This is a genomic window from Streptomyces sp. NPDC102279, assembly GCF_044766365.1.
In the GTDB taxonomy this organism is placed as follows: Bacteria; Actinomycetota; Actinomycetes; order Streptomycetales; family Streptomycetaceae; genus Streptomyces.
Window position 1 is genome coordinate 393,917 of sequence record NZ_JBIWLU010000011.1, and the last position, 10,685, is coordinate 404,601.

Consider the following 10,685-nt stretch of genomic DNA (forward strand, 5'->3'; position numbering starts at 1 on the left):
CCCCTGGGCCCTCGGTCGTGCGGCCTGCGGCCTACCGTCGGTAGTGCTTGGTCACGGAGCAGTTGTCGGGGTGCAGAGAGCCCCGGTCACGGCAGACACGTATGTACGCGTCGGACGTGTAGCGCTCGTCACCGCTCCAGTTCAGGTAGTCCTGCGGGACGGTCTTCTTCTGCTTGCCGTTGTACCGGCTCCAGCTGTAGCCCTCGACGCGTACCTGCGTGTACACGTTGTGCCCGTCGCCGTTGTCGGCGTCCTTGAGGTTGCCCTTCCACTCGAAGGCGCCGTGGTTCGTGCCGGCGGGCCAGAACGTGTACTGGCCGGAGTTGAGTTCGGCGCCACCGGTGGTGAGCTTCGGAATGGCGTGCCACGAGCTTGCGAACGCGGTTCCGGCACCGGCCGCGAACAGGCCGGCCGCCAGGATCCCTACTGCGAACTTCCGCACTTGATTCTCCCGTTGTTTGTCGGCCCTGGTGGTCATGTTGCGTTCAGGGCCGTGGCGGAGAGTAACAAGGGGTCGCGGGGTGAAAACACCGTGTACGTACGGCTGTTGGTGATTTGGTGTGCGTGATCGGCCCGGCCGCGGGGATTGCTTTTCTGGGATCTTGCCCGAGCTTGACCGGAAGATGTTCATTGCGGAGGCAACCGGGGGTGGGGTTCCTCCGTCCCCTCAGGGCCCGTCAGTTGAGCATCGCCCGTGCGGCCAGGGCCTGTTGGCGGACGCGGGTGGCAGCGGATTCGTCGACCGCCGACACCACGTCGGCGTAGGCGTCGAGTTCGGCCGCACCGGTCAGGAAGTCGCCCCTCTGGACCAGGAGTTGCGCGCGCTCGTAGCGGAGCCGGGCCGGGTGGGACGGGAGCAGCAGGGAGAGTTCGACGGCCCAGAGGGCCACGTCGGAGCGTTCCGGGCGGGCGGTGGCCCAGGCGCGGATGTTGTTGAGGATGCGCAGGACCACGTCGAGCGGGTCGGCGGGGGAGAGCATCGACGGATCCAGCGGAGCGCCGGTCGCACCCGCGACGAGGAGTTCCGCGTCCGCCCCGGACAGGACCCGCCCGCCGTCGAAGGGGTCGGCGAGCACCTGCTCCTCGGGCGGTCCGAAGCCCACCACGAAATGGCCGGGCAGCGCGACCCCGTAGACCGGCGCGCCGGCCCGGCGGGCGACCTCCATCCACACCACGGAGAGCAGGATGGGCAGCCCGCGGCGCCGTCGCAGCACCGTGTGCAGCAGCGACGACTCCAGCCGCTGGTAGGCGGCCGGTGATCCCCGGAAACCGCAGCGCCCGCCGAGCAGTCCGGCCAGCGCGGCCGCCCAGGAGCGGGGGCCGCCCGGGCGGAACGGCAATCGCCCCGCCAGGTCGTCCAGTTCGATCTGCGCCGCGTCGATCGCCGCCTCGTCGAGCGTGCCGTCCGCGGCGGCTCCCACCAGCAGGCAGAGCAGCGCGAGATCGGGACGCTCGGCCCGCGCCTCCTCGGCGAACCGACGCCGCACCTCGTCGGCGCGCTCCATCTCCGGGGGCTGCGGGGAAGACATAGCGGGTTCGTGCCCCTTCACGCCGATCGATACATCTCGGCACCGCCGGACGTGTCCGCCGCCGTGGCGGTCGCGCCCTCGGAGGTGTCCCGCTCCACTCCGGCCACGCCCGCGCCCTCCGCGGCTTCCTCGCCCGGCGTCCACCGGTAGTGGTGGTACGCGTGGTGGGCGGCGAAACCCAGGCCGGCGTACAGGGCGCGGGCCGCCGTGTTGTCCGTCTCCACCTGGAGCCAGGCCGCCGACGCGCCTTCGGTCAGGGCGCGGTCGGCCAGGGCGGACATCACGGCGCCGGCGAGGCCCCGGCGCCGGTGTGCCGGGTCCACTTCCACGGCCGCGAAACCCGCCCAGCGGCCGTCCACCACGCACCGCCCGATCGCGGCCGGCGGCTCACCCTGCGCACCCGGAACCGTCGCGAACCACACCGAGGGCCCGCTGCCCAGCACCCGCAGGGCCACCTCGCCCACTCCCCTGCGCTGGTAGCGGCCGAGCCACGACGCGTCCGCCGTCCGGGAGAGCGTCACCTCGGGGGCCTCGCGCTCGGCGAGCGGCGCGAGGGCGCCGATCCATAGTTCGGCGGTCACCTCGTTCGACCAGCCGCGCGCCTCCAGCTCCGCGCACAGCAGCTCCTGCGTGCCCTCGGCACCGGTACTGGTCTGGATGTAGGCCGGGAGGCCACGGTCGCCGTACCAGTCCCGGACCAGGGTCAGCGCGTCGTCCAGCGGCACGCCCGGGTCGCCCAGCGGCAGCACGGAGTTGGCGCGCCGGGTGAACCCGGCGGCAGCGCGCAGCTCCCAGTCGCCGAGCCGCTCGCTCTCCACGGGGCGCCAGGCCCGGGCGGCGACCCGCGCCAGCTCCTCGTACGACGCGGCCGGACCGCGCCGACGAGCCGGAGCGGACGGGACGACCTTGCCCGCGACCAGCATCGACTCCGCGATCCGGACCCGCTCACCGGTCCGTCGTGTGATCAGCAGCACACCGTCGTCCCATGATGTGAGAACACCGACCGTATCGGTGAACTTCTCCACCGTGTCTCCATCGTCGGTCATGCGGCGCACGGAGACGCGTTTCCCCACGTCAGCAGCGGTGATACGGACCTCGAGTCGGCCGGAAGCAGAGATTTCCACAGGTCGGTCCACCCCTCCTGTTCGGATCATGCCCAAGAACGGAGATACTAGGGGCGGGCATCGACGACGCCGCGCTCCCGCGCGCCAGGCGGCGGAGCCTACGCAGGCCCGCCAGCGCCCTATCGAGGAGGAACGACAGCGTGACCTACGTCATCGCGCAGCCTTGTGTCGACGTCAAGGACAAGGCGTGCATCGAGGAGTGCCCGGTCGACTGCATCTACGAGGGCTCCCGGTCCTTGTACATCCACCCGGACGAATGCGTCGACTGTGGAGCCTGTGAGCCGGTGTGCCCGGTCGAGGCGATCTTCTACGAGGACGACACTCCGGAGGAGTGGAAGGACTACTACAAGGCGAACGTCGAGTTCTTCGACGAGCTCGGGTCGCCCGGCGGCGCCAGCAAGCTCGGCCTGATCGAGCGCGACCACGCCTTCATCGCAGCCCTTCCGCCGCAGAACCAGTAGCACCGGTGAGCGGACCGCCGGGGTATCCCCGGCGGTAGCTCGAGGAGCGCCGCCTCGGTCCCGTACGGCCCCGATCGCTCCGATCGCCGTACGGGACCGAGGCATTTGCCGTTCCGGCCCGTACGGCGGCCCGTGTCCTTCCGAACGGGCCGTGGGCAGGGCCGTGAGCACGACAACGTACGGGCCGTACGTACGAGAAAGTGAGCCCGATCCCGTGTCCGCAGTCTCCGACCGGCTTCCCACCTTCCCCTGGGACAAGCTGGAGCCCTACAAGGCGACCGCCGCAGCTCACCCGGGCGGCATCGTCGACCTGTCCGTCGGCACCCCGGTCGACCCGGTGCCCGAGCTGATCCAGAAAGCTCTGGTCGCCGCCGCGGACTCGCCCGGCTATCCCACGGTGTGGGGCACGCCCGAGCTGCGGGACGCGCTCACGGGCTGGGTGGAGCGACGGCTCGGTGCCCGGGACGTCACCCACCGCCACGTCCTGCCGATCGTCGGCTCCAAGGAACTCGTCGCCTGGCTGCCCACCCAGCTCGGCCTCGGTCCGGGGGACAAGGTCGCCTACCCGCGCCTCGCCTACCCGACGTACGAGGTCGGCGCGCGGCTCGCCCGAGCCGACTACGTGGCCTACGACGACCCGACCGACCTGGACCCGACGGACCTGAAGCTCCTGTGGCTGAACTCCCCGTCGAACCCGACCGGCAGGGTCCTCTCCGCGGCCGAGCTGACCCGGATCGTCGCCTGGGCCCGCGAGCACGGCATCCTCGTCTTCTCCGACGAGTGCTACATCGAGCTGGGCTGGGAGGCCGAGCCGGTCTCCGTCCTGCACCCGGACGTCTGCGGCGGCTCGTACGAGGGGATCGTCTCGGTCCACTCGCTGTCCAAGCGCTCCAACCTGGCCGGCTACCGCGCCGCGTTCCTCGCGGGCGACCCCGCCGTCCTCGGCGAGCTGCTGGAGATCCGCAAGCACGGCGGCATGATGACCTCCGCGCCGACCCAGGCCGCCGTGGTCGCCGCCCTCGGGGACGACGCCCACGTCCACGAACAGCGCGAGCGCTACGCCGCCCGCCGAGCGGCCCTGCGCGACGCTCTGGTGGACCACGGCTTCCGTATCGAGCACAGCGAGGCGAGCCTCTACCTCTGGGCCACCCGCGACGAGTCCTGCTGGTCGACGGTCGCCCACCTGGCCGATCTGGGCATCCTGGTGGCCCCGGGGGACTTCTACGGCGAGGCCGGTGAGACGTTCGTCCGCGTGGCGCTGACCGCCTCGGACGAGCGCGTGGCCGCCGCGGTGGAACGCCTCACCTCCTGAACCCGCGCCCGGCGCGGCCGGACGGCGGCGTGCGGCGGTCGGGATCAGCGGAACGGGGGTCCGGGGAAGCGAGTTCCCCGGACCCCCGTCGTCGTACAGCCCGGCCGGACTAGCCGAGCGGCAGGCCCTTGAGCGGCAGCTGGTCGGTCGGCAGGCCGCCCTTGGCCACGCCGTCCGTCGGCAGGCCGCCGCCGGTCGCGGTCTTCGCGGTGTCACCCAGGAGGCCGCCGGCCTGGCCGGCCGTGTCCCCGGCCACCTTCTGCGCGGCGGGCGTCACGGTCTTCGCGACCTTGCCGCCGGTCTTGCCCGCGGCGGGCACCGCCTTCTTGACCGTGTCGCCACCGGACTTGCCGGCCGTCCCGGTGACGTGCTGCGTCGCTCCGTCGAGGGTGTTGCCGACGCTCGCCCCGTCCAGGGCGGTCAGTCCGCCGAGGTCGGGGGTGGCCGGCAGTGCGGCCGCCGCGCCGGCGGAGCCGGCCGCACCGACCACGGGCGCCGCTCCCGCTGCGATGAGCAGCGCGACACGGGCGATCCGGCGGGTCAGGGGGAGGGACATGGTGCTCCTTAGACGGGAGGGAACGGTGAACTGTCCGACCGGACCGGCGTACCGGCTGCTGGTGTGCCTCCGGTGATCGTTCCGGGCTCGGACGCAGTGACTACCGCTCGAAGCCCTCGAAGGTTGCGGTGACCCGAAGCAAAGAGTTGGTAATGCGTCGCATTATCGGTTGTGGATAAAAACGGGCAAACGGAGTCCGTCGAGAACGCCTGACGAATCCTTACGGCCCTTTGCTGTCAAGGGATTTCGCGAGCCGCCGAGTTGGCGGACGACACGCCGTACGAATCGCGGGTCCGCCGCGGGCGGGGTAATCCGCACGAGTGACGGCCCGCACTACTGCCCGGCGATGATCCGGACCTCGGACGCGGCCTTCCCGGTGGGGGAAGCGCCCTTCGCGTCGGTCGTGTGCCACGACCCCTCGGACTGTCCGGCGGTCCACTCGCGCCCCGCGTACGAGACCCGCTCGATGTGCAGGGCCGAGGAGTTGGCCACCGCCCAGTGGGCCAGCTCCCAGCCGCGCCGGAGAGTCCCGGTCCCGGAGGTGGCGCCCTCGCGCACCGGCACGGTCACGGTCCGGGCGCCGGTCGACGCGGAGGACGAGGCCGAGGCGGAGACGGAGGCGGTGGGTTCCGGTGACGCCGAGACCCCGTCGGCGCCGACGGTCGCGCCCGCCTCCTGGAGGACGTCACGCCCGAAGTCCTTGGCGAGTGCCGTGCGCACCGCGTCCGCACCCCCCGCGGGTGTCGCGTCGGGACGCCCCTCGCAGGTCAGCGTGGCGGCTGCACGGCCGGTGAGGGCGGCGGCCAGCAGCGTCGCGTCCGGCTCGTGCTTGGCGTACGCCTGTGGAAAGCCGCTGCGCTGCACCCGCTGCGCCGCGACGGTGAGCGGCAGCCGTGAGTAGCCGGGGACCTTCGCCAGGTGCTCGTAGAAGACGCCCGACGCGTACGCCGGGTCCATGATCTGGCGCGGGGTGCCCCAGCCCTGTGAGGGCCGCTGCTGGAACAGGCCGAGGGAGTCACGGTCGCCGTGCCGGATGTTGCGCAGCCCCGACTCCTGGAGCGCCGTCGCGAGAGCGATGGCCACCGCGCGCTCGGGCATCCCCCGGGAGGTGCCGACCGCCGAGACCGTCGCCGCGTTCACCGCCTGCTCGGGGCTGAACTCGTACGACGCGCCGTCGCCCTTGCCGGAGACCACGCTGCACCGGGGCGCGCCCGTGCCGCCCGTGAGGTACTGCACCGCGAGATAGCCCGCGAGCGCGAGCAGGACCACGAGGGCCCCTCCGAAGCGGAGGAGTCGGCGGCGCGGGCGCCGGGCGGGGGTGGGGGGCGGCTCTGACACGCGTACAAGGTACTGGAGGTCCCTGTCGGCACCCCCTGTGGCTGTGGACAACCGCCGGGCCGGCCGGGACGTACGACCGCTTCCGGCCCCTTTCCGGCGCCTTTCCGGACCCATTCCGGACCCTTTCGGGGGCGCCGGCCCGGCGCGCTAGGGTCGACGCCATGGCCGACACCTCCCTTGACCTCACCCTGGACGCAGCCGAGCTCACCGCGCAGCTCGTCGACTTCCCCTCGGAGAGCGGCGACGAGAAGCCGCTCGCGGACGCCGTCGAGGCCGCCCTGCGCGCCCTGCCGCACCTGACGGTCGACCGGTACGGCAACAACGTCGTGGCGCGCACGCGCCTCGGCCGCGCCGAGCGGGTCGTCCTGGCCGGTCACATCGACACGGTGCCGATCGCGGACAACGTGCCCTCCCGGCTCGACGAGGACGGCGTGCTGTGGGGCTGCGGCACCTGCGACATGAAGTCGGGCGTCGCGGTCCAGCTCCGGATCGCGGCCACGGTCCCCGAGCCCAACCGCGACCTCACCTTCGTCTTCTACGACAACGAAGAGGTGGCGGCCCACCTGAACGGGCTGAAGCACGTCTCCGACGCCCATCCGGACTGGCTGGAGGGCGACTTCGCGGTCCTTCTCGAACCCTCCGACGGGCAGGTCGAGGGCGGCTGCCAGGGCACGCTGCGGGTGCTGCTGAAGACCCGCGGCGAGCGGGCCCACTCCGCCCGCAGCTGGATGGGCTCGAACGCGATCCACGCGGCCTCCCCGATCCTCGCCGCGCTCGCCGCGTACGAGCCGCGCCACCCGGTGATCGACGGCCTGGAGTACCGCGAGGGCCTCAACGCGGTGGGAATCTCCGGCGGGGTCGCCGGCAACGTCATCCCCGACGAGTGCGTCGTCACCGTCAACTTCCGCTACGCGCCCGACCGCACCGAGGAGGAGGCGATCGAGCACGTCCGCACGGTCTTCGCCGACTGCGGCGTGGACGAGTTCGTCGTCGACGATCACAGCGGCGCCGCCCTGCCCGGCCTCTCCCACCCGGCCGCCGCCGCGTTCATCGAGGCCGTCGGGGGCACCCCGCAGCCCAAGTACGGCTGGACCGACGTCTCCCGCTTCAGCCGGCTCGGCGTCCCGGCGGTCAACTACGGCCCCGGCAACCCTCACTTGGCGCACAAGAGGGACGAGCGGGTGGAGACGGCCAAGATCCTCGCGGGCGAGGAGCGGCTGCGCTCCTGGCTCACCGCCTGAGACCGACCCGACCGCTGTTCGTGGCGGACATGCTCACGTCCCCCCGCCGTAACCAGCGGAGATCTACGCTGGGGCGGAACGACCTTCCCCAGGACCCGGCTCCGGCCGGGGCGGGGGAGACCCGTACGCGGAGGGAGTGGACATGGCTACTGGCAACCCGGAGGGCAAGAAGCGGCCACCGGAGGAGCAGCGGCTGGGCCCGGTGCTGCGCAGGCGGGACCAGGTGCAGGCGAGCACCACGGACCAGCGGCTGCTGGACGCGGGAGGCCCGTCGGACTGGGTGCACACCGACCCCTGGCGGGTGCTGCGCATCCAGTCGGAGTTCATCGAGGGCTTCGGGACACTGGCCGAACTGCCGCCCGCGATCAGCGTGTTCGGGTCCGCCCGGACGCCGGCCGACTCGCCCGAGTACCAGGCGGGCGTCGCCCTCGGGCGTGGTCTCGTCGAGGCCGGGTTCGCCGTGATCACCGGCGGTGGCCCCGGTGCCATGGAGGCAGCGAACAAGGGTGCCTGCGAGGCGAAGGGCATCTCCGTCGGCCTCGGCATCGAGCTTCCCTTCGAGCAGGGGCTCAACCAGTACGTCGACATCGGCCTGAACTTCCGGTACTTCTTCGTCCGGAAGATGATGTTCGTCAAGTACGCGCAGGGCTTCGTGGTCCTGCCGGGCGGACTCGGCACCCTCGACGAGCTGTTCGAGGCGCTCACCCTGGTCCAGACGCAGAAGGTCACCCGGTTCCCCATCGTGCTGTTCGGCACGGAGTACTGGGGCGGTCTCGTCGACTGGCTCAAGAACACGCTCATCGCCCAGGGCAAGGCTTCCGAGAAGGACCTGCTCCTGTTCCACCTGACCGACGACGTGGACGAAGCGGTGGCCCTGGTGTCGAAGGAGGCCGGCCGCTAGCGAGCGCCGGCAACCGGCCACGGCCCGGGAGGGACTGCGGGTTCAGCCCCTCCCGAGCCCTGTGGCGCCGGCCTACGCCAGCCCCCGCCGGGCCACCGCCGGCGGCCGATGGCCCGCGATCGACGCCACCATGTCCAGCACCTGCCGGGTCTCGGCGACCTCGTGGACGCGGTAGACCTGCGCCCCCAGCCACGCGGAGACGGCGGTCGTCGCGAGGGTTCCGACGACCCGCTCCTTGACCGGCTTGTCGAGCGTCTCGCCGACGAAGTCCTTGTTGGAGAGCGAGACGAGTACCGGCCACCCGGTCTCGACCATCTCTCCGAGCCGCCGGGTCGCCTCCAGGCTGTGCCGGGTGTTCTTCCCGAAGTCGTGCCCGGGATCGATGAGGACCGACTCACGGGGCACCCCCAGGGAGACCGCGCGCTCCGCCAGACCGACCGTCACCCGCAGGATGTCGGCCATCACGTCGTCGTACGTGGCCCGGTGCGGGCGGGTCCGCGGCTCCGCCTCCCCGGCGTGCGTGCACACCAGGCCCGCCCCGTACCGGGCGGCCACCTCCGCCAGCCGCGGGTCGACCCCGCCCCAGGCGTCGTTCAGCACATCGGCGCCGGCCTCGCAGACCGCCTCGCCCACCTCGTGCCGCCAGGTGTCGACGCTGATGATCACGTCGGGGAAGTTGCGGCGCACCTCGGCGACGAAACCGACCGTCCGGCGCGCCTCCTCCTCGGCGGTGACCTCTGCGCCGGGGCCGGCCTTGACCCCGCCGATGTCGATGATGGCGGCGCCCTCGGACACCGCCTGCTCCACGCGCGCGAGGGCGGGCTCGTCGCGGAAGGTGGCCCCCTGGTCGTAGAACGAGTCCGGGGTCCGGTTCACGATCGCCATGATCACCGGCTCCTGCGGGTCGAATTCACGCCTGCCCAGCCTGAGCATCCCCTATGACCTCTCCCAGTGGTTACCGCCGATGAGCCGCCTGCGACCTTAACTGTCAGACTCGCATGGCACGATCGGAGCCTGACACTTCCGGCGTCAGACTGCTTTCCCGTCAGCATCAGCACCTCCGGCACCAGTAATCGCCGGCATCCGTACTTCGCGCCGACGCGTTGCGCGCCGGCACCAGAGCGTGGGGACCTCCAGCGATGTTCATGTTCTTGTTCCTCGTCGTCGCGCTCGTCGTCGTGGTCGCCGCGGTCACCGTGTCCGTGGTGGGCGGCGGCGAGAGCACCCCGCTTCCCGACGCCGAGCCCGAGCGGCTGCACGACCCGCTGCCCTACGACCGTCCGGTGCACCGGGGCGACGTGGACGCGGTGCGCTTCCCGGTCGCCGTGCGCGGCTACCGCATGGCGGACGTGGACGACGTCCTGGGGCGCCTCAGCGCCGAGATCGGTGAGCGGGACGCGCGGATCGCCGACCTGGAGTCCGCGCTCGCGGGGGCCCGCGCGGCGAGCGCGCCCACCTCGCTGCGCAAGCACCCGCAGGACGAGCAGTGAGCGACGCGCTGGCCGGTCCCGACGGGGTGCTGCGCTGCCCCTGGGCGCTGTCGACCGAGGACTACGTGGCGTACCACGACGAGGAGTGGGGGCGCCCGGTCCACGGCGACCAGGCGCTGTACGAGCGGCTGTGCCTGGAGGCCTTCCAGTCGGGCCTGTCCTGGATCACCATTCTGCGGCGCCGCCCCGGCTTCCGCGCCGCGTTCGCGGGCTTCGAGATCGCCGAGGTCGCGACGTTCACGGACGCCGACAAGGAGCGCCTGCTCGCCGACCCGGGCATCATCCGCAACCGCGCCAAGATCGAGGCGACGGTCTCCAACGCGCGCGTGCTGGCCGACTGGGCCCCGGGCGAGCTGGACGAGCTGATCTGGTCCTTCGCCCCCGACCCGGCGACCCGCCCGGCCCCGCGCGGGCTCTCCGACGTGCCCGCCGTCACCGAAGAGTCGACCGCGCTGTCCAAGACGCTCAAGAAGCGCGGTATCCGCTTCGTGGGCCCCACGACCGCGTACGCCCTGATGCAGGCGTGCGGACTGGTGAACGACCACCTGGCGGACTGCGGGGCGCGCGACGCCGTCCGACGGGCGCCGGGACGGTGACCGGCCGGGCCCGGTAGAGACGTGGAACGGGGGAGGGGGGGGGGGGGGGGGGGGGGGGGGGGGGGGGGGGCGGCCCGCCCCCCCCCCCCCCGCCCCCCCCCCCCCCCGCCCCCGCGCCCCCCCCCCCCCGCCCCCGC

12 protein-coding genes are annotated in these 10,685 nt (G+C 72.4%); 6 read left to right on the top strand and 6 right to left on the bottom strand.

The window, feature by feature from the left end; genetic code table 11:
- Positions 1–31 precede the first annotated feature (31 nt).
- The 3 genes from ACIRQH_RS28910 to ACIRQH_RS28920 form a co-directional block, all read right to left on the bottom strand.
- Positions 32–442 (bottom strand): hypothetical protein, encoded by a 411-nt coding sequence (locus ACIRQH_RS28910; RefSeq protein WP_356177560.1) that lies wholly within the window; start codon positions 440–442, stop codon positions 32–34.
- 235 nt (positions 443–677) lie between these two features.
- The gene (locus ACIRQH_RS28915) at positions 678–1,529 is read right to left on the bottom strand and encodes a tetratricopeptide repeat protein (RefSeq protein WP_388866941.1); all 852 of its coding nucleotides are present in this window, start codon (positions 1,527–1,529) and stop codon (positions 678–680) included.
- A 17-nt stretch (positions 1,530–1,546) separates the two neighbouring features.
- Positions 1,547–2,683: a GNAT family N-acetyltransferase gene (locus ACIRQH_RS28920; protein WP_404227549.1), complete on the bottom strand. Its 1,137-nt coding sequence runs from the start codon at positions 2,681–2,683 to the stop codon at positions 1,547–1,549.
- 110 nt (positions 2,684–2,793) lie between these two features.
- Here ACIRQH_RS28920 and fdxA point away from each other — a divergent pair, with 110 nt between their 5' ends.
- Entirely contained in the window at positions 2,794–3,114 is a 321-nt protein-coding gene (gene fdxA / locus ACIRQH_RS28925; protein ID WP_030573070.1) for a ferredoxin, read from the top strand.
- Positions 3,115–3,328: 214 nt separating this feature from the next.
- Positions 3,329–4,426: a bifunctional succinyldiaminopimelate transaminase/glutamate-prephenate aminotransferase gene (locus tag ACIRQH_RS28930; protein WP_388929673.1), complete on the top strand. Its 1,098-nt coding sequence runs from the start codon at positions 3,329–3,331 to the stop codon at positions 4,424–4,426.
- A 109-nt stretch (positions 4,427–4,535) separates the two neighbouring features.
- On the opposite strand, the gene ACIRQH_RS28935 is transcribed toward ACIRQH_RS28930, so the two are convergent.
- Positions 4,536–4,982 carry an ATP-binding protein gene (locus ACIRQH_RS28935; protein WP_358815587.1) on the bottom strand — a complete coding sequence of 149 codons (447 nt, stop codon included), beginning with the start codon at positions 4,980–4,982 and terminating at the stop codon, positions 4,536–4,538.
- 333 nt (positions 4,983–5,315) lie between these two features.
- Positions 5,316–6,320, bottom strand: a complete 1,005-nt coding sequence (locus ACIRQH_RS28940) for a heavy metal transporter (RefSeq protein WP_388866932.1) — start codon at positions 6,318–6,320, stop codon at positions 5,316–5,318.
- 161 nt (positions 6,321–6,481) lie between these two features.
- Here ACIRQH_RS28940 and dapE point away from each other — a divergent pair, with 161 nt between their 5' ends.
- On the top strand, positions 6,482–7,561 hold the full coding sequence (dapE, locus tag ACIRQH_RS28945) for a succinyl-diaminopimelate desuccinylase (RefSeq protein ID WP_358815589.1): 1,080 nt from the start codon (positions 6,482–6,484) through the stop codon (positions 7,559–7,561).
- Between the two features lie 142 nt (positions 7,562–7,703).
- Positions 7,704–8,462, top strand: a complete 759-nt coding sequence (locus ACIRQH_RS28950; RefSeq protein WP_358815590.1) for a TIGR00730 family Rossman fold protein — start codon at positions 7,704–7,706, stop codon at positions 8,460–8,462.
- A gap of 72 nt (positions 8,463–8,534) precedes the next feature.
- Here the strand turns inward: ACIRQH_RS28950 and folP are convergent, their stop codons facing one another.
- A complete protein-coding gene (gene folP, locus ACIRQH_RS28955) occupies positions 8,535–9,395 on the bottom strand; it encodes a dihydropteroate synthase (RefSeq protein ID WP_404227553.1) in 861 nt (286 codons plus the stop codon).
- Between the two features lie 206 nt (positions 9,396–9,601).
- Between folP and ACIRQH_RS28960 the strand changes: the two genes are divergently transcribed.
- Together ACIRQH_RS28960 and ACIRQH_RS28965 are read left to right on the top strand one after the other, a co-directional pair.
- Positions 9,602–9,952: a DivIVA domain-containing protein gene (locus tag ACIRQH_RS28960; RefSeq protein WP_355865043.1), complete on the top strand. Its 351-nt coding sequence runs from the start codon at positions 9,602–9,604 to the stop codon at positions 9,950–9,952.
- The gene (locus ACIRQH_RS28965) at positions 9,949–10,548 is read left to right on the top strand and encodes a DNA-3-methyladenine glycosylase I (RefSeq protein ID WP_358815592.1); all 600 of its coding nucleotides are present in this window, start codon (positions 9,949–9,951) and stop codon (positions 10,546–10,548) included. Before ACIRQH_RS28960 ends, ACIRQH_RS28965 begins: the two co-directional genes overlap by 4 nt.
- The last annotated feature ends 137 nt before the right edge of the window (positions 10,549–10,685 follow it).

Excerpts from the sequence above, each read along its gene's own strand:
- ACIRQH_RS28915 (WP_388866941.1), bottom strand. The coding sequence starts at position 1,529 with ATGTCTTCCCCGCAGCCCCCGGAGATGGAGCGCGCCGACGAGGTGCGG.
- ACIRQH_RS28920 (WP_404227549.1), bottom strand. The coding sequence starts at position 2,683 with ATGATCCGAACAGGAGGGGTGGACCGACCTGTGGAAATCTCTGCTTCC.
- ACIRQH_RS28935 (WP_358815587.1), bottom strand. The coding sequence starts at position 4,982 with ATGTCCCTCCCCCTGACCCGCCGGATCGCCCGTGTCGCGCTGCTCATC.
- dapE (WP_358815589.1), top strand. The coding sequence starts at position 6,482 with ATGGCCGACACCTCCCTTGACCTCACCCTGGACGCAGCCGAGCTCACC.
- ACIRQH_RS28950 (WP_358815590.1), top strand. The coding sequence starts at position 7,704 with ATGGCTACTGGCAACCCGGAGGGCAAGAAGCGGCCACCGGAGGAGCAG.
- folP (WP_404227553.1), bottom strand. The coding sequence starts at position 9,395 with ATGCTCAGGCTGGGCAGGCGTGAATTCGACCCGCAGGAGCCGGTGATC.
- ACIRQH_RS28960 (WP_355865043.1), top strand. The coding sequence starts at position 9,602 with ATGTTCATGTTCTTGTTCCTCGTCGTCGCGCTCGTCGTCGTGGTCGCC.